The 17,151-nt window shown below is 46.2% G+C and carries 17 protein-coding genes; 9 read left to right on the top strand and 8 right to left on the bottom strand.

The window, feature by feature from the left end; genetic code table 11:
• Positions 1-87 precede the first annotated feature (87 nt).
• Positions 88-1,665, bottom strand: coding sequence for a BCCT family transporter (locus C9J01_RS09765; protein ID WP_107297932.1), 1,578 nt, complete (start codon positions 1,663-1,665; stop codon positions 88-90).
• Positions 1,666-2,016: 351 nt separating this feature from the next.
• Here C9J01_RS09765 and C9J01_RS09760 point away from each other — a divergent pair, with 351 nt between their 5' ends.
• Positions 2,017-2,562, top strand: coding sequence for a hypothetical protein (locus C9J01_RS09760; RefSeq protein WP_107297931.1), 546 nt, complete (start codon positions 2,017-2,019; stop codon positions 2,560-2,562).
• Between the two features lie 106 nt (positions 2,563-2,668).
• Here the strand turns inward: C9J01_RS09760 and C9J01_RS09755 are convergent, their stop codons facing one another.
• Both C9J01_RS09755 and C9J01_RS09750 read right to left on the bottom strand, forming a co-directional pair.
• Entirely contained in the window at positions 2,669-4,393 is a 1,725-nt protein-coding gene (locus tag C9J01_RS09755; RefSeq protein WP_107297930.1) for a class I SAM-dependent methyltransferase, read from the bottom strand.
• 119 nt (positions 4,394-4,512) lie between these two features.
• Positions 4,513-5,010 (bottom strand): hypothetical protein, encoded by a 498-nt coding sequence (locus tag C9J01_RS09750; RefSeq protein WP_107297929.1) that lies wholly within the window; start codon positions 5,008-5,010, stop codon positions 4,513-4,515.
• A 470-nt stretch (positions 5,011-5,480) separates the two neighbouring features.
• Between C9J01_RS09750 and C9J01_RS09745 the strand changes: the two genes are divergently transcribed.
• The 4 genes from C9J01_RS09745 to C9J01_RS09730 all read left to right on the top strand — a co-directional run bounded on the left by C9J01_RS09745 (position 5,481) and on the right by C9J01_RS09730 (position 10,344).
• A complete protein-coding gene (locus C9J01_RS09745; RefSeq protein WP_237156926.1) occupies positions 5,481-6,407 on the top strand; it encodes a WYL domain-containing protein in 927 nt (308 codons plus the stop codon).
• Positions 6,408-6,600: 193 nt separating this feature from the next.
• On the top strand, positions 6,601-7,884 hold the full coding sequence (locus C9J01_RS09740; RefSeq protein ID WP_107297927.1) for a 2-hydroxycarboxylate transporter family protein: 1,284 nt from the start codon (positions 6,601-6,603) through the stop codon (positions 7,882-7,884).
• 145 nt (positions 7,885-8,029) lie between these two features.
• Positions 8,030-9,667, top strand: coding sequence for an ATP-binding protein (locus tag C9J01_RS09735; RefSeq protein WP_237156925.1), 1,638 nt, complete (start codon positions 8,030-8,032; stop codon positions 9,665-9,667).
• Entirely contained in the window at positions 9,664-10,344 is a 681-nt protein-coding gene (locus C9J01_RS09730) for a response regulator (protein ID WP_201797815.1), read from the top strand. The genes C9J01_RS09735 and C9J01_RS09730 overlap by 4 nt, the downstream gene beginning before the upstream one ends.
• Before the next feature lie 21 nt (positions 10,345-10,365).
• On the opposite strand, the gene C9J01_RS09725 is transcribed toward C9J01_RS09730, so the two are convergent.
• From C9J01_RS09725 to C9J01_RS09715, 3 genes are all read right to left on the bottom strand, one after another.
• Positions 10,366-10,695, bottom strand: coding sequence for a hypothetical protein (locus tag C9J01_RS09725; RefSeq protein WP_107297925.1), 330 nt, complete (start codon positions 10,693-10,695; stop codon positions 10,366-10,368).
• A gap of 116 nt (positions 10,696-10,811) precedes the next feature.
• On the bottom strand, positions 10,812-11,219 hold the full coding sequence (locus tag C9J01_RS09720) for a hypothetical protein (RefSeq protein ID WP_107297965.1): 408 nt from the start codon (positions 11,217-11,219) through the stop codon (positions 10,812-10,814).
• A gap of 182 nt (positions 11,220-11,401) precedes the next feature.
• Positions 11,402-12,001 carry an HAD family hydrolase gene (locus tag C9J01_RS09715; RefSeq protein WP_107297924.1) on the bottom strand — a complete coding sequence of 200 codons (600 nt, stop codon included), beginning with the start codon at positions 11,999-12,001 and terminating at the stop codon, positions 11,402-11,404.
• Between the two features lie 300 nt (positions 12,002-12,301).
• Between C9J01_RS09715 and C9J01_RS09710 the strand changes: the two genes are divergently transcribed.
• From C9J01_RS09710 to C9J01_RS30015, 3 genes are all read left to right on the top strand, one after another.
• Positions 12,302-13,810 (top strand): Na+/H+ antiporter NhaC family protein, encoded by a 1,509-nt coding sequence (locus C9J01_RS09710; protein ID WP_107297923.1) that lies wholly within the window; start codon positions 12,302-12,304, stop codon positions 13,808-13,810.
• Between the two features lie 274 nt (positions 13,811-14,084).
• A complete protein-coding gene (locus C9J01_RS29610; RefSeq protein WP_158264520.1) occupies positions 14,085-14,255 on the top strand; it encodes a hypothetical protein in 171 nt (56 codons plus the stop codon).
• A complete protein-coding gene (locus C9J01_RS30015; protein WP_261396925.1) occupies positions 14,252-14,383 on the top strand; it encodes a hypothetical protein in 132 nt (43 codons plus the stop codon). The genes C9J01_RS29610 and C9J01_RS30015 overlap by 4 nt, the downstream gene beginning before the upstream one ends.
• A 35-nt stretch (positions 14,384-14,418) precedes the next feature.
• Here C9J01_RS30015 and C9J01_RS09705 read toward each other — a convergent pair whose 3' ends face one another.
• Both C9J01_RS09705 and C9J01_RS09700 read right to left on the bottom strand, forming a co-directional pair.
• On the bottom strand, positions 14,419-15,222 hold the full coding sequence (locus C9J01_RS09705) for a transporter substrate-binding domain-containing protein (RefSeq protein WP_107297922.1): 804 nt from the start codon (positions 15,220-15,222) through the stop codon (positions 14,419-14,421).
• A gap of 63 nt (positions 15,223-15,285) precedes the next feature.
• The gene (locus tag C9J01_RS09700) at positions 15,286-15,897 is read right to left on the bottom strand and encodes a TetR/AcrR family transcriptional regulator (protein ID WP_107297921.1); all 612 of its coding nucleotides are present in this window, start codon (positions 15,895-15,897) and stop codon (positions 15,286-15,288) included.
• Positions 15,898-16,025: 128 nt separating this feature from the next.
• On the opposite strand from C9J01_RS09700, the gene C9J01_RS09695 reads away from it, so the two are divergent.
• Entirely contained in the window at positions 16,026-17,150 is a 1,125-nt protein-coding gene (locus tag C9J01_RS09695; protein ID WP_107297920.1) for an efflux RND transporter periplasmic adaptor subunit, read from the top strand.
• Position 17,151: the final 1 nt, after the last annotated feature.

The raw sequence follows: 17,151 nt of genomic DNA, 5'->3' as shown, positions 1-17,151 counted from the left end.
GCTCGGGGCTCGGGGAAAATTATACAACCGATATATAAAAAAGCGGCCCCAAACGATGTTTGAGGCCGCTTACGTCAGAACCTGTTTCTAGTATGCGCTACGCTCGGTTCTCAGTCCTTTCACCAAGCTTACGCACATTAGCAGCAAAACAAAGCTAAATGGTAATGCGGTAGCTACTACCCCAGACTGGAATGCCTGCAGTGCTTCCGAGCCACCTATCCATAACATCACAGCAGCAATGGAACCTTCTACGGTTGCCCAGAAAATACGCTGAGGAACAGGTGCATCGACCTTACCGCCTGCAGTAATGCTATCGATAACTAGCGAACCTGAGTCCGACGAGGTAATAAAGAAAATCAGTACCAAGGCAATGGACAGAACAGAGAGCACCGAACTGAACGGCATTGCATCGTAAACATGGAACAGGGTTAGCGAGATATCATTCAGGCCATTGGCCCCCAGCTCACCGACTTTGTTCACCACCTGATCGATAGCAATACCGCCAAAAATCGACATCCAAATAATCGTCATCAGTGTTGGTACGAAGATCACCGCGAACAGGAACTCACGCACGGTACGGCCATTAGAAACACGGGCGATAAACATACCGACAAATGGCGACCATGAAATCCACCACGCCCAGTAGAACACAGTCCAGCCGTGCATCCATGTTGTGTCATCACGGCCATGCGGGTTACTTAGTTCAACAATGTTACCAAAGTAAGCCATGATGGTTTCTGGCAGCGCGACAGTCACCACATCAAAGCCAACGAATGCAACAAATACCAGCAGGACAAACGCAAACATCATGTTGATGTTACTAAGCAGTTTGACACCACCGTCGATACCACGGATGACCGAGAAGATCGCAATCGCCGTTACAAAAGCAATCACGCCCATCTGCATGCCAATACCGCCTTCGGTGCCGAACACATGGTTAATACCACTGGTTGCCTGCTGGGCACCAAGGCCAAGCGAGGTTGCCAGACCAAACAGTGTCGCCAATACCGCGAGGATATCGATAACATGGCCCAACCAGCCCCATGCCCTATCACCGAATACCGGGTAGAACACAGAACGAATAGACAGTGGTAGGCCCTTGTTGAACGCAAAGAACGCCAACGACAAACCGACAATGGCGTAAATCGCCCAACCATGAATACCCCAGTGGAAAATGGTCGCACCCATCGCCAGCGCTTTGGCATCTTCAGTATTTGGCGCCACATTGAACGGCGTACCCCACCAGTTGGTGAAGTAAGCTGTAGGCTCTGCTACCCCCCAGAACAGCAAACCAATACCCATGCCTGCTGCAAACAGCATTGCTAGCCATGAAACTCGCGAGTGTTCAGGCTTAGCATCTTTACCACCGATTCGAATTTTGCCCAACGGCGAGAGCATTAACCCCAGAGTGAAAACGACAAAAAAGTTAGTCAGCCACATGAAGAGCGCATCAAAATCATTGAGGATGCCGTTTTTAACGCTGTTTAGCGCTTCTTTGGCTGTTTCGGGGTCGATGAAGATAAGCGCACCGAGGAACAAGATAATCAGTCCTGCACTGGTGCCGAAGACAGGGTTATGAATGTCAAAACCCCATTTTTGAATGTTGTCCTGACCAACCTGGTAGTCAGTCGTCTCTATACTGTATTTCTTTAGTACACTATCCATAAAGTCACTTTAACGTTGTGTCCTCGATGCTTTTTTATCCATACAAAGCATCATTTTCCGTTAGCGATAAAAATTTTAATTTAGACCACTAAACATTTTTTAATATGAATGCAGGGTAACAGCTATCGATAAACAATTCAAATACAGCAAAATGACGGATTTTTGTACTGTTTGCTACAGCGGGACATTTCCAAATTGATATGGACACTAAATATTGGGGCGAAACTGGTGATCCTAGGAGGTCTTTTAGAGATCGAAAGGTTTTGGGTTTTCAAGGTAACTCATTTGCTTCAGCCGATGATGAGCCATATGATAGATAACACATAAAACTGAGGTAGATTTAAGCCCTTAATGGACACTCAGCATCAGCTCATCAACTGGTATCGCCATCGACACCCCGAATGGCAGCTAATCAAAAACAACACGCCTGAAACTGAAGATTCTCTTATGTGGCTCAATCAGTTAGAGGACAAAATCCTAACTCCATTAGCAAATGAATTCGGCAATATCGTTATTACCTACGGCTTTACTTCGCATGAGTTAATTAGGAAGGTTTTGAAGGAGTCCCCTGCGCATATTGCCCCTGAACTCGATCAGCATTCTGCTCATGAAGTGAACACAAAAGGTACCCGAATTTGCAAAAGAGACGGTGCTGCCTGTGATATTTATATCGACAGTTTTGAAAACCAGATGCAGGTCATTGCACGCTATATCATTGAGAACTTGGAGTTTGATAGGCTGTACTTTTACGGAAGCTCAAGACCTTTACACATAAGTGTCGGCCCTGAACAAAATCACTTTGTACAAGTCATGGCAACTCGAGCCGATGGCAAACGACACCCCTGTAAGCGTGGTGTTGACAAAGATGCACTAAAATTAATCGAAATATCAGAGTAATAGTGAGTAGGATATGGATTCACAACATTTTAATCAGCTTGTAAGGCGCTCATCATTCTAACCTCGCTTAAAATTAATCTTACAGCACCAATGCCCCCCAAATAAGTTACCACTCCCCTACCAGCAAGCGACTCTTAACGCCTTTGATCTGTAACCCCATCGCTTCGAAGACATCCTCGAAGTTGCGGCATTGTGGTGGCAGGTTAGGGAGCGATAATACCGCTTCATCAAAGAATCGGGTTTGTTCTTGTTCTGTCTGCCATGCAACTTGCCACCATTCCAAGATACGCTCTCTGGAATCGTTCAAGCGGTTGCTTTTTGGTATTCGGTCGCTCTTGCTGAGGTTTTCAGCCGTTGTAGTAGGTAGCAAATTCCATCTGTCATTATTTGGCCAATAGGCAAATGGTAGACAGTGATCAACGTGATATTCCTTGCGCAGTTTGGTGCCGCTCCATACACTTTGGATTTCGGTTCCGCACTGGCGCAGGTTATCGACTTTTTTGCGGATCGCTTTGGTATCGTGTTTTTCGTCAACCCAAATTAGGCAGTTGTGGTAGGTCTGTAAGTCAATGTCCCTTGCCTTGTTGCTCTCATAGCGTTTCATTTCAGATACCCACTGGTTAACCACCAAGGGTTCTATCCAACTACTGTAGAGGCGCAAACAATCCCATAAGCTTTCATCCAGAATGAAGCTGCCAAAGCTTGCCAGAAACTCACTGTCGACGACAAAGGATGATAATGACTTTCGCTGTTTCGAAGCTTTTATCATCTCAAACAAACGGTTCTCTTTGGCACCTTGGTAAATAAAGGTGACGGGGCCACTTTTGATGGTTGCCAAACTATCGGAAATTGTCTTTTGCAATGCTTTGGCATCATCTCCCGTAAATAACGCACCAACGGCTAGGTCGTCAGCAGTCAAATGGGATAACTTGCGCCACCCCTCGTCTTTTACAAAGCCAAGGCCCCTGTTGGTATTGCTATTTTGCTGGATCCCTTTGGAGTCACCAAAGTCGATATCTAATAGACGCTTGAACTGTCTTATCCAGTAGAGTGCGACCAAACCTTGAGGTAAGACAACTTTGCCATCTGTACGATCAAGTACAGCTCCAGGATGTGCATCGGCAATTCGGAGAAGTGTACGTAATAAAGCTAACTTGTAAGTGGCTGACTTACTGTCGTTAACAATAATATGGCGTACTTTTGTTAAGTCACCCGAACCATCATCAGGTAGGTTAAGTACCAAAGTTTGCCACTGAACACTATTGCGCCCCATCGCGTCATCATTTAATTCTGTTTTAAGGCAGACATGCAATGCGCGCTCTTTGGCAAGTTGTTCAATCTCTTCTGCGCTGACACCGTGGTTAACACGGCCATCATCAAAATCACCATGGCGCAAAGTGATGATGAGTTTTCCATTGGAGGCAAGCAGGTTACTTAACTTGCGGAAGGTTCGCTTACGCTCTGATCGCGGAATGTGCATCCAGACTGCAGAGAGCAAGATGTAATCAAAGCGGATACCAAGAGAAATAACTTTTTTCAGCTCAGGCAGAATATCATCAATCCAGACTACTTCTGTTGATTGGGTGTGCTGCTTACCAATTTCACGGAGCGCTTCTGCTGGCTCAACGGCATACACTTCACAACCATTTTCGGCAAACCACAATGCGTCACGGCCACTGCCTGCACCAATATCTAATACACGGGGTTGCTTGCCCGTGTCATCAGCAATCGGCCAATGCTGTTTCCAACTCAGGTGAACATCTTCAAAAGCGAGCTTTTGATAATCGCTGGCTAACCGGGAAGCATTGTTATGGTAATAGTTCTTTTGCATAGAATGGCTATTTTGTGTTGGCGTGCAGATTCACAACCATCACTTTAACTTATGTATTAACAAGTTAAAGTGATGATTATCATTATTACATTCTTGAGTATCAGGCTACGATTGTTAGCTTATGCGCTATATCGATTTTCAACCTGCAGGTTTTGAAAGCGATTAAACTCCCCCAGCATCCCCGCTGGCACGCAGTCCCCTGCGCAGTAGTCTTCAAGTTCTGACAGTTCGCTGATCACTAGCAGCAGCATTTCCATAGCGATGGCGACATCGCTCTGCGCAAAGTTAGCCAGGGTTTTCCAGCGGCGACTGGTTTCGCCGTCATCAAGCATTACCGACTCACACACTTTAAGGCTGATTGGCTTGAAGTTGTCTGAATCACAGGCGCTTTCGTTGACACCAAAGAAATCAATTGGCATCACCGAGCCCATGCGGACCTTAGCGCTGACTTTGGTGAGCGTATCTAGGCTGAGGTAGCAATCACGCTCGATCCCTTCACTGATCATCAAGCCTTCAACATACACCAGCACGCCTTGTGCCAGGTGGTCGTCCAAACATACCGCGCCATTGTTTAGCGATACATAAGCTTGCTTTAATTGATGTCTTGTCAAGTTCACGGTTGAGCACCTTTATTCGTATTGTCAGAACTAGCAAGGCTTGCAGCCTTTTCTACCTTGTTTTTAGGGTTCAGCGACTTAATTCATCTGTGAAATTATGTTTCTGCGCAGTATTGTCCACATAAAAAGCAAAATTTCACCACTAAAATTTTGTGGACTTTAGAGTAATGACTCGTTTGCTTTTAATTTACTCAAACAAAAGCATATTTCTGCCACTGGCCGGTTATTTATAACACTGTCAGGGTAGCCACCACAAATTTATACACCTACTCAAAACAAGTACAATTACTTTATCTACTGATTATGATTATGTAAACCTGTTAATTTTAACAGTATATTACTGCTTTTGATTATGTGTTTGATTTTATTCAGCCAACTTCCTTCAATCGACTGTCATCTTTATAAATAGTCTTGCTTCTACTGATTTTCGGTATATATTAGGGGCAAGCCAAAGTACTGGATAAATACACATGACCTCATACAACACTGCTGGAGTATCACACATGGATGTCGAGACTAAGCTCAATGCCGTTGGCTCGGCACAACGTGAACGGCTGGCCTTCATCGACTTCGCCCTTTACTTTCTTGGTGAGGTCACACGTAAAGATCTAATAGACCGCTTCGCCGTGGGCCATGCAGCTACCACGCGGGATTTTGCGCTGTACAAAGAGATTGCACCGGAAAACCTCAAGTTAGATATGCGCTCTAAGAAGTACTATAAGCAATCTGGCTTTGAACCTTTGTTTAATCTGGATTTGAAGAAAACACTGGCAACCATTTCCTTGGGTTATGGTGATGGGTTTTCAGGGCATCAAGATTTTCCAATCCAATGTGAGTCCCCGACTTCATTAACGGTTCCTCGCACACCGATCATGGCTGCACTATGTGAAGGGATTTACCGTAATAAACTGCTGGAAATTGAGTATATCTCTACCTCTAGCGGTAAAAGCCGACGAGTGATCGCCCCACATAGCCTTGTAGACTCCGGCAACCGCTGGCACGCTCGATCGTTTGACCGCAAGAATAATCAGTTCATGGATGTAGTATGTAACCGTGTTACCTCGGTAACTATCTTGGATGAAGAGCCGACCGCTGATGAACGTATTGAAGCCGACCGCCAATGGCAGAAGTACATTGAAGTTGAGTTGATCCCTCACCCGCAACAAGGCAACCCTGAAGCGATTGAGCTAGATTACGAGATGAAGGACGGCAAGCTGGTTATCGAAGTACGTGCAGCACTTGCTGGCTACCTGTTAAGAAAGTGGGAAGTAGATTGCAGTGAAGATGGCCGCTTACATGAATATGTCGGTTACCAGTTAGCGCTGGCAAACCCGCAGGCTCTGTATCAGGTAAACAGCGCCACACTTGCCCCAGGCTATCGCTCGTCAATGAGCTAACCAGGCAGCAAAACCCTAATTTATTTACAAACCGTCCTAAGGGGCGGTTTTGTTTTTTGGGCTTTGGAAAATGGCCCATGAACAAAAGTTACAAAAGCACTAGATAGTTACATAAACATCCTCTTCAATTTTCCTGCTTGTACATGTTGTTAGACTACGCCCAAACCACAACAACACGTAAAACAGGTGAATTATGTTTTCCAATAACACCATGACCCAAAGTGACAAACGCATGATGAATGTGATTTTTGCGCTTTCGGCAGCAGTGATCCTGCTAGCTACTGCGCAAAACCATATGCCAACAGGTATCATCGGCGCTATCGGCGTAATGGCTGTCGTCGGCTATATCTTGAATGTCGCTGGTGATAAAACCCCTATCGTTAACCAGTTCTTTGGTGGCGGTGCCATTGTTATCATTTTTGGCTCTTCTTACATTTTCCACAGTGGCCTGCTTCCACAAGAAACGACCGAGACAATTACTACCTTCGTCAAAGGCGGTGGCTTTTTGTCTTTCTTTATTGCCAGTTTGGTCACCGGTTCGATTTTGGGCATGGACACCAATGTATTGAAGAAAGCCGCGCTTAAGTACATCCCGGTTATTTTGGGCGGTGTTGCGTGTGCTTTCTTGTTCGCTGGCGTTGTTGGTGCAGCATTGGGCCACGGCTTTATGGAATCGGTCATGCTGATTGCCCTACCTATCATGGGCGGCGGCATGGGTGCAGGCGCGGTACCTCTGGTTGAGATCATGTCAGGCAATACCGGTATGTCTGCGGAAGTTCTGCTATCAAAAATGGTACCGGCCCTGGCTATTGGTAACGCGATTGCTATTGTAATGGCAGGCCTACTTGATAAGGTTGGCAAGTTCTTCCCTTCTCTAACTGGTAATGGCCAACTTATGCGTGGTAAAGCCGAAGAGAAGCAAGAAGAAGTGGAAGAGCAGCCAATTTCAATCAATGTATTGGGTGTGGGCGCGCTATTGGCAATCACCATGTACTTTGTTGGCTCAATGCTAAGCAGCGTGATCAGCATGCACACTTACGCGTTAATGATCATCTTTGTTGCCTTGGTTAAAGTCGCTGGCTTGATGCCTCGCGAACTTGAGCGCGCAGCACATGGTTGGTACAAGTTCGTGGTTGATAACCTAACTCCTGCCCTGCTTGTTGGTATCGGTGTGGCCTATACCGATCTTAACCAGATCATCGAATCGCTAAGTCTGGTTTACTTTCTTATGGTTTTCGCCACGGTTCTAGGTGCAATTGTAGGTACAGCGATTATTGGCCGCTTGATGGGCTTCAACCCAATCGAAGCGTCTATTACCGCTGGCCTTTGTATGGCGAACATGGGCGGTACGGGTGATGTAGCAGTACTGGCAGCCAGTAAACGTATGGAACTGATGCCGTTTGCTCAGATCTCCTCACGTATCGGTGGTGCCTTCATGCTGATATTAGCCACCATGATTATTGAATTACTCAAATAACACCAATTTGTGTGAATAAATGCCGGGTTAGCTATGCAGCCCGGCATTTTCCATTTCTTCAATATTTGTTTTTCACCATTTATCAAAAAACAGGTTAGATAAAAGATATCTAGCACAGTATTCTCCATAATAGCAGTTATAATCCGTGCCAAATCCAGTGCTTAGCCAGACTACCCGTTCAATGAAACTCAAGAGCTACCTCGCCCTTACAACGCTTGCGACAACCTCTTCTATCGTTGTTGTCGTGACGACCTTTATCTTTTACCTGCTGCAGAATGCGCACATTAACGGTATTGAAGAAAGGGGCTTGGAGTTAGCTCGGGTGCTGGCTCATGATCCCGTTGTGATTGAAGCGGTCAAGGCCAAAAACAACCACCAGCCGTTTGAACTGCAGCAATATATCGAAGATATTCGGGGCAAAACCGATGCTTCTTTTATCGTTGTTACCGATCAGCAGGCCTTGCGCTTAACCCACCCTGATGTCGACAAAATTGGCCTGCATTTTAACGGTGACGATATCTACCCATCGCTTAACCAAGGCATAGACCACACCAATGTCGCCTCAGGTACACTGGGTAAGGCAATTCGTAACTTTTCCCCCATCACAGATAACGGCCAGATCATCGGCGTGGTCAATATCGGGTACATGTATGATCGCAGTGTTGGTATTTTGATGGAGCAATTTGGCAAAATTGCCGGACTGATAGCGATTGTTTACCTGCTTGGCGTCACGATCACTGGCACCTTCGTGTTCAAGATGAAGCGTACTTTTCTGGATTATGAACCGGAGATTATCGTTCATAAGTTCCGTGAGCGAGAGATGATCCTCAACAGCATTCGCGACGGGATCATTGCCATTGATAACAACCACTGTATTACCACCATGAATCACAGTGCCAGTAAGATGATCTCAATGGGAAAACTGGGGCCGCATGATTACATTAACCAACAGTTATCTACGTTCTCTGCGACATTGAGTCACCTTGTATTAGCAGAGAGTGACAGTTTTCACCAAGGTAACTTCAACATTGGCAAGCATACCTACCGTGCTGACATCTACCCTATCAAGCACAATAAAGGGATCCGCGGTCATGTGATTGTGTTTTATGCCAACCTGAATCAGGATGAACTTGAACGCGAAATCGTCTATCTGAAAAACTATGCCGAGTTACTGCGCAGCAAAACCCATGAGTACTCCAACAAACTCAATGTATTATCTGGAATGCTGCAGCTCGGTAACTTCGATAAAGCGGTCGACTTTATCCAGCAGGAAACCGATAGCTACCAATCGATTATTCGCAGCATTGTCACTTCAGTGAATGACAGTGCAATTGCTGGCCTGTTGATGGCTAAGTTCAACAAAGCCTCAGATCTCGGTGTCACTTTTACCCTTGATGAAGATACCTGCCTGTCGAGTTACGAAAAAGCGGCATCAGAAAAACTGGTAACCATCATCGGTAACCTCATCGACAATGCCCTGCTTGCCGCTTGGCAGAACCGTAACCAAAAGCCTGCAGAGATCCAGCTTTACTTGAGCGACCGTAACCAGCACATCATTATCGAAGTGCAGGATTCAGGTATCGGTGTTCCCGATGAGATCAGCGATTCTATTCTCGAGTTTGGGGTCAGCAGCAAGCAAGATGACCAGCAAAATGGGGTTGGCCTGTACCTCGTCAACCAACTGGTCGATTACTTCCATGGTAGTATCGACTGGGAACGTACTGAACAAGAAACCACTCTGTTTAGCTTGTACTTAGACAAACAAATAACGACACGCCTATGACAAAGACAACGGTGATGGTGCTGGAAGACGATATCCGTGCCAGCTATACCCTTGAATCAACCATTAATCAGCATCCACAGTTTACAGTAGTCGCTGTTAGTGAAAGCTACGCCGAAGCTATCATGCAGTTTGAAGCGTTCAAGCCAGATTTGGTTTTCGTGGACATTACCCTACCCGACGGAAATGGTTTAGCCTTTATCCGTGAGCTCCGCAGCCAGAACGTGACCTGCAGTTTTATCATGACAACTGCAGAACGAGAAGCCGCCACCGTCGAGCAAGCTGTGCAACTGGGTGTGATGGATTATTTAGTGAAGCCAATTCGAATGTCACGGGTCAACCAGGCTTTGGATGATTATTTGAACTACCGCCAAACTCTAGCGACGGCTGCAACTGTCGATCAAAGCGATATCGACCAACTCTTCCGTAAATCAACTGTTGCCCCGGTCCGCAATACTCCGAAAGGGATCGATGCGACAACTTTGGCGAATTTGAAGCAAATATTAGTCACAGAGCAATTGCAGGATTTTTCAGCCGAAGACATTGGCAAGAAGATGAATGTCAGCCGAGTCACCGCCCGCCGTTACCTAGAGTTTTTGGAAACAGAAGGAATGATAAAGCTAGTATTGAATTACAAAACAGGTGGCAGGCCGCAGCGGCTCTACCAACTGTTAGGCTAATAACCCGTTAATTAGCGCGGGCTATTTAGGAATATTGAAAGACTTCTCGCCCATACAGGTAAAGGTGAAATAGCGGCTGCGCTCATGGAAAGCAGAGAAACCTTTACCCCGGCAGTAAGCACCATTTAGCTCATGCATGTAAGCCAAAGTATCTTGGTCCTTGACCGAAAAGTAGCTGTTATTTTCACAAACGACGCGGATCTTGCCGTCATCGCCTTGGGCGTATGACTGAACCTTGGAGCCACATAAGGTAAAGCTTGCCTCGACAAATTCGTCAGCACGCTGGTCTACAGTTTTGCTACATCCTGCTATTACCAGGGGTAAAAAAGTCACAAGCAGTAATTTTTTCACAACCGGTCTCCTACACACATATTTGGTAAATGCCCAATAATCAGTGTAGTGCGGGATTCTACTTACTGTGTCTCAATTCTTGTATAAAAGACTTTTTACCCAACAGGCCGACAAATTTATCCGTTCATTTGTCTTTTTTTGCCTTTCGGCTCATCAATACGGCGGCGGTGCCAAATAGAGTAATGACGCAGCCCCGCTGGACCATGAGCGATCACAACCGACATCACAAGGATGACAATGAACAATTCGGGTTTGTGCTGTGGGATAAAGAAAAAACTACTGAGCAAACCGAGTTTAACAAACGTCAGCACACCTTTAAGTTGGATTAGCCATAATCGAGATTGACGGATTTCCAACACTGTCATGATCACGCCAGTAACCATTGCCATTATCCACCAGTGCAACCACAACGATTTCTCGACACTATATAAAATACCACCAGCACTGCCAGCAATACCAAGAATATGCATAGCCCTAATAGCTGTTTTACTTAGGCGCTGGATCCAGAAACGTGTTTCGGACATACCAAACTGCTCATCTTGGCCCGAATGTTTTCGTGGCTTTGAGTTCGATGGCTTTCTAGCTGCTGATGAAGAGGTATCTGAGGCAGGTTTTGAAGGTTGATTCATGGCAATGACAGGGTATTCAAACAATGCGGTGAAGAATACCCTTAATAGTCGCAATTAACTAGGGGCTTTATCGCCAGTTAGCGAGACGCCTTGGTCAAAGTGGTGATTTTGCCGTCCACGACTAGGAAACAGTCCATACCGGCTGCCAAAGCTGCTTTTTGGCCTAACTCTGTATCTTCAAATACCACGCAGTCTTGCGGAGCAACACCGATTCGCTTGGCTGCTTCGAGGAAGGTATCTGGGTTCGGCTTGTGGTTGACCACATCATCGGCGGTAACCAGTGCATCGAGCATAGGCAAGATGCCGGTTTGGTCTAATAGCGGCTCGGCATTAAACAGGCGACTACCCGTTCCCACTGCCACTTTCTTGCTGCCCTTGTTATCGAGCAAGACCTGATAAACAGGTTCAATCACTTCACCCTTGTGGGCAATTTCATCGTAAAACTTGTACTTGGTTTTCGCCAAGCGCTCTGTATCGAAATTCTGGCGAAAGCTTCGGTTGATCTCATTGGCAATCCTGCTGCTAGGCATGCCGCCTAGGTTGTAGAACCAATCGCGATCAAAAGGTATCTCGTGAATTGCACAGGTTTTCTCCCATGCTTCCAGGTGCGCCGGCATAGAGTCGACCAACGTACCGTCCATATCGAAAATGATACCCTTGTAGCTTGATAAATCCATGTTTCTCCTTGTTTATTTAGCCGTTCTTTTCAGTCGTCTGACCTCCAAGACACCCGTGCATCCTAACGACACTATATGACACTTATATTGCAATAAGCGGTTGATGTAAACATCAAAACCCTGAGGCAAAAGAAGCCAGTGGTTATCTTTTGAGCAAATATATCTAAATTATCCATAAAAAAGAGCAAAACCTTCTCTAAGACGCTATACATGCAAGTATTTTGTATATATATTCATAATATTATCATTGATATTCACCCAGCCTTTTTTGATTTTGGATGTACAGCTAAGGAACGCGACATGCCCCAACCCGACATAACCTCACTTATCCCTATTATCATTACCCTCGCTTTATCCCTCACTACACGAAACGTTGTTATCGGTTTGTTTGGCGGTGTATTTAGCGGTGTCGTGATGCTGAACGGCATTGCTCCACTCGATACTTTCGGTACCTTGGTTAAGGATTACCTTGTTCCACAGCTCACCGACAGCTATAACGCCGGCGTCATCGTCCTGTTGGTGTTTATTGGTGGCTTTGTTGCTTTGATGGAACAATCAGGTGGTGGTCAGGCTTTTGCTTCAAAGGTTACCCACTGGGTAAGTACAAAATGCCGTGCCCAGCTATCTTCATGGTTCGGTGGGATTTTTATTTTCTTCTCCGACTTAGGTACACCACTTATCGTCGGTCCGGTTTTCCGCCCGCTGTTTGACAAGCTAAAGCTGTCACGCCAAAAGCTAGCCTTTATTATTGACTCCACTTCGTCCCCAGTCGCGATACTGATCCCATTTATTGGTTGGGGTGTTTATATCATGGGCTTGCTGCAAAAAGAGTTCACCGCTCTGGATGTCGCCGTTACTGACTGGGAAGCCTTCGTCAAGGCAATTCCTTTCCAGTTCTACGCATTTTTGGCCATTTTCATTGTCCCTTTGGTAGCATTCAAAAAGCTCGATTTCGGTCCGATGGCCATTGCCGAGCAAAAAGCGCAGCAAGGTATTATTACCGGAGCCAGCAGCGAAACACTCAACACCTTTACGCATAAAAATGCAAAAGCCTCTTTTGTATTCGCGCCATTGATCGTTATGGCATTGGTGCTGATCATGATGCTGGCACCATTGGGCTTCCCATTCAAACAAGTGTCAGGCTCTGTATTTCGAGCTGCCCTTTCCAGTGCCTACTTCTTTGCAGCCATTACCTTAATTTCATTAATGGCGTTTTATGGAGTACGCAAGCTCAGTGACGGCATCAGCGTATACCTCAAAGGCATGGGTAACATGATGCAAGTGGCAATCGTACTTATTCTGGCGTGGACATTGAGCAGTGTAGGCAAAGAATTAGGTACGGCGGCCTACATTGCCGAGCAAGCTCAGGCAGGCTTTCCTTACTGGTTGGTCCCAGCAGTCACCTTCTTGTTAGCCGCAATCATTTCTTTCGCGACAGGATCATCATGGGGCACCTTTGCCATTATGATGCCTCTGGTGATCCCGACAGCCATTGCTATTGATGCCCCATTGTATGCATGTATTGGCGCTGTGCTATCTGGTGGCTTGTTTGGCGATCACTGCTCGCCGATATCTGAAACCACCATCTTGTCCTCGACAGGCTCCGGGTGTGATCAGTTCGAGCACTTCAGAACCCAATTGCCTTATGCCCTACTCAATGGCTCAATCGCCTTAGTCAGCTTCATCGCAGCTGGTTTGATGCAAAGCCCTGTCGTATTGGCAGTAGCCCTTATTGCCCAGGCCTGCTTGGTGTTCCTGTTGTCGAAGTGGCATAGCAGCCAAAAAACGGCCCAAGTCACTGCGAGCTAGTTAATCCTTCCTTTAAGCAACAGCCAGCTACCTTTGCTGGCTGTTTGCGTTTTTGTACAAAACCAAAGCCAGATATAGAAAGCACACATTACGTGACATTTTGAAATAGTACTAAACGTTGACTGAACAACGCTCCTTTTGACGGAATAGTACTAAAACCAGACGGGTGGAGGGGTAATCCTTGTTGGCTACTAGGGCTATGATGGGCCATAGACGGTATAGCGCAGAATGAAAACCTTTTGTGGCCGCAACGAGATAATCACGAGGTAAGCAAATGAATATAGTTAATATTTTAACAACTGTTATTGCCCTATCTAAGGCCTTGGCTGGCATTGTGATTTTCCAATGCGCAATTGCCGCTGCGTTAAGTGTTGGGCATATCATCACAGCCCCATTTAAAAAGCTTTTACTTGCCCTGCCTAAGGTAAAAAGGAAACACAAATGAATATGTTCGGATCAGCTGTCGATATCGCGTTTAGAGTTGGCCAAACAGGTATCGCTGGAGTCGGCTTGTTCATCATTGTGATGACATTTGTCGGCGCAGGGATAGCACGTTGGTTAGGTAAAGATTAATACCAAGGCTATCAACGGAATGGTGAACTAGCCCCTTATTTCACATCCAATTCAACTAAGCCCCATTTTTTCGCCACACGATCGAAAAAACCCTGAGTTTGCTTCAACTCGATCCAGTGATTGACGTAATTGATCCACACCTGATCTTCCTTAGGTAACAACATCGCTATCGGCGTTGGCAAACGCATACCGTCGACTTTGGCCACACTCAGTTGTGGATAGCGTTTTACCAAAGTCGCCGCTTCGATATTCGAGGTCACAATGGCTGTCGTTTTATTATCAAGTAGGTATTGATGGGTAAGTTTGGCATTCTCGCTGGCATGTTTTCTCGCGTTGGGCAGCAGTTCTTCAACAAGGCTTTGCTGCACCGTCCCCGCTGTAGTAGTTAGGATGACGGAGGATGCATTGAAGTCACTCCACTTCCTAAAGCGTTTGGCGTTGGCTTTGGTCACTACCGGGACAAAGGCAAGGTGGTAATAGGTATCGCTGTATCCGGCCAACCTGGCACGGTGCATGTTCAATGAGGCACTTCCCGTCATGTCGTATTTGTCTGTAACGACACCATTGACCAACTTCTTCCAAGTTGTCGGCACGTACTCCACCGTTACGCCCAAATCCTTGGCGAGCTCGGTGGTGATATCAATGTCAAAGCCACGGTAAAAATTTGTGGCAGGATCCCGCATAGTCATCGGGCTCCAGTCTCCTGTTGTTCCTACCCGGAGTGTGCCTCTATCTAGGATCTCTGTCAGGCGGCTTTTTGCTGCATGGGTCACTCCAGAAAGCAATGCCATCAAAATACAAACAATTAGCGCTCCACTTTTGATGTACCATGCCTTCATAGATGCCTCTGAACCTATTAACAAAGTTATCTATAAAGATAGCAGTAATTTGTTTTGGCAAATTTAAGCTGTAGAACTTTTATAGCCTTGTAAAAACATTGAGACACATGTTCTTAGGTACTCACGGCGTTCTTGCTCTGTCTCTTGGCTTTCCTGACCAAGATAAGCCCAATACACCACTTTCCCGTGGCACATCAGCAAGAATTGCAAAGCAGCATCGGCACAGTTCAGATCAGGCCTTAATACCCCTTTTGCTATCAATTGCCCAAGATACCCCGCCACCATTTCAGTGGTGTTTCTCGGCCCGGCATTGAGGTATACCTTGGCCAAATCAGGATGGGTATCACTTTGCCTGACAGCCGTTTTATAGGTATTCAAAGCCTCTTCGCTCAACAACATGTTCTGGAATCGCCAAGCAAACTCTACAAGCACTTGTTCTGGCTCTCTTGGGTCATCCAACAAACTGATATCAAGTTGGTTTGCCGTGCATTTGGCACGGATACAGGTATCAAACAGATCGTCTTTGGTTTTGAAATGCGAATACACCGTTTGCTTAGAAACCTGAGCCCTTACAGCAATAGCCTCCATGCTTATCCCATATCCTTGCTCACAAAACAGATCCGTTGCGGCCTTTAATATTTGTTCCCTTTTCTGGGCACTTCTGGCAGTTAACACACGCTCACCCTTAATTAACAACTCTATAGTAGTTTTAATACAATCAAACTGGACAGTCTAGTTTAGATGGTATATTTTTTAAACATATGGACTGGACAGTCTAGTTTAGTAACTTAAGGCAGGGCAAGATGAAAAGGATAACAGTAGCCGGTATCGTGATAGGTTCCGCATTGCTAGCAGGGTGTAACACCTCGAATACATCACCACCAGACCAGCAATTTAATCAGTTACTGAGTGTAAATACGCTCACGTTAGACCCTTCCGATCACTACAGCGTCGAACGTGAGTACGTCGGAATGGTGCAGGCTGGGCAACAAGCCAATTTAGGTGTCGAGCTCGGCGGTAAAGTCGCTCGGATATTGGTTGATGTTGGTGACAGCGTCAATGCGGGTGAGCCTCTTCTCGTTTTAGATACTCAACTTTTGATCACCCAAGCCGATGAGCTTCGCGCTCAGCAGTCACAAATTACCGCTCAACTGGACTTGGTCGAAGCGAACTTAAAGCGTCAGCAATCACTGAAGAAAAAAGGCTTTAGTGCGGATTCCGAAATTGATGCCCTCAACAGCCAACGGAATGCACTACGAGCTAACTACCGACAGCTAACAGCCTCATTGGCTGCCAACCAGTTAAGGCAAGATAAGTCGACAGTTTATGCCCCTTACGATGGTACTGTCAGCGCAAGGTTCGTTTCCAAAGGGGATGTGATTAACACTGGATCGCCGACACTTACCCTCCTTGCTTCCACCAGCAAAGAAGCCCATATAGGTATACCTGCCAAACAGCTTAGTAAGCTAATAAGCCATAGCGATTGGCAGTTACGTGTTGGCCCTGATAGTTACCCTGTCACCTTGCTTAATCCTGGCGCTCGCGTAGACAGCGGCTCACGCACTGTGAAGTTGCGATTTGCCCTGCCAGAGTCTGCCGAGGTCATTGACGGCCAACTGGCCTACCTGCAGTTTAGCGATGTACATGACAAACCCGGTTATTGGATCCCACTCTCTGCAATGACAGATGGCCTTCGTGGTGTTTGGAATGTGTTCGTGATGAGTGATGAGGACAACCAGCATGTTGTAGAACGCCGTTCCATCCAGGTGCTACACGCTAACGCTGAGTATGCTTATGTCACTGGTGCGCTATCATCCGGAGAGCGTTTGATTTCAGACGGGCTTCACCGCCTTGTCCCCGGTCAGGCAGTTCAACCGGTAAAAAAGTTACCACTTCCATTGACTAACCGCGATGAGGCCGCGCTATGAA

Source organism: Photobacterium rosenbergii (assembly GCF_003026455.1).
In the GTDB taxonomy this organism is placed as follows: domain Bacteria; phylum Pseudomonadota; class Gammaproteobacteria; order Enterobacterales; family Vibrionaceae; genus Photobacterium; species Photobacterium rosenbergii.
Note: the sequence above shows the minus strand (reverse complement) of the source record. Positions and strands in the feature narration are given on the sequence as shown.

What these genes read in the sequence shown, in the direction of transcription:
- C9J01_RS09705 (WP_107297922.1), bottom strand. Translation starts at nt 15,222, where the DNA reads ATGAAGGCATGGTACATCAAAAGTGGAGCGCTAATTGTTTGTATTTTG.
- C9J01_RS09765 (WP_107297932.1), bottom strand. Translation starts at nt 1,665, where the DNA reads ATGGATAGTGTACTAAAGAAATACAGTATAGAGACGACTGACTACCAG.
- C9J01_RS29610 (WP_158264520.1), top strand. Translation starts at nt 14,085, where the DNA reads ATGAATATAGTTAATATTTTAACAACTGTTATTGCCCTATCTAAGGCC.
- C9J01_RS30015 (WP_261396925.1), top strand. Translation starts at nt 14,252, where the DNA reads ATGAATATGTTCGGATCAGCTGTCGATATCGCGTTTAGAGTTGGCCAA.
- C9J01_RS09755 (WP_107297930.1), bottom strand. Translation starts at nt 4,393, where the DNA reads ATGCAAAAGAACTATTACCATAACAATGCTTCCCGGTTAGCCAGCGAT.
- C9J01_RS09715 (WP_107297924.1), bottom strand. Translation starts at nt 12,001, where the DNA reads ATGGATTTATCAAGCTACAAGGGTATCATTTTCGATATGGACGGTACG.
- C9J01_RS09740 (WP_107297927.1), top strand. Translation starts at nt 6,601, where the DNA reads ATGTTTTCCAATAACACCATGACCCAAAGTGACAAACGCATGATGAAT.
- C9J01_RS09710 (WP_107297923.1), top strand. Translation starts at nt 12,302, where the DNA reads ATGCCCCAACCCGACATAACCTCACTTATCCCTATTATCATTACCCTC.
- C9J01_RS09760 (WP_107297931.1), top strand. Translation starts at nt 2,017, where the DNA reads ATGGACACTCAGCATCAGCTCATCAACTGGTATCGCCATCGACACCCC.
- C9J01_RS09745 (WP_237156926.1), top strand. Translation starts at nt 5,481, where the DNA reads ATGACCTCATACAACACTGCTGGAGTATCACACATGGATGTCGAGACT.
- C9J01_RS09695 (WP_107297920.1), top strand. Translation starts at nt 16,026, where the DNA reads ATGAAAAGGATAACAGTAGCCGGTATCGTGATAGGTTCCGCATTGCTA.
- C9J01_RS09730 (WP_201797815.1), top strand. Translation starts at nt 9,664, where the DNA reads ATGACAAAGACAACGGTGATGGTGCTGGAAGACGATATCCGTGCCAGC.
- C9J01_RS09720 (WP_107297965.1), bottom strand. Translation starts at nt 11,219, where the DNA reads ATGTCCGAAACACGTTTCTGGATCCAGCGCCTAAGTAAAACAGCTATT.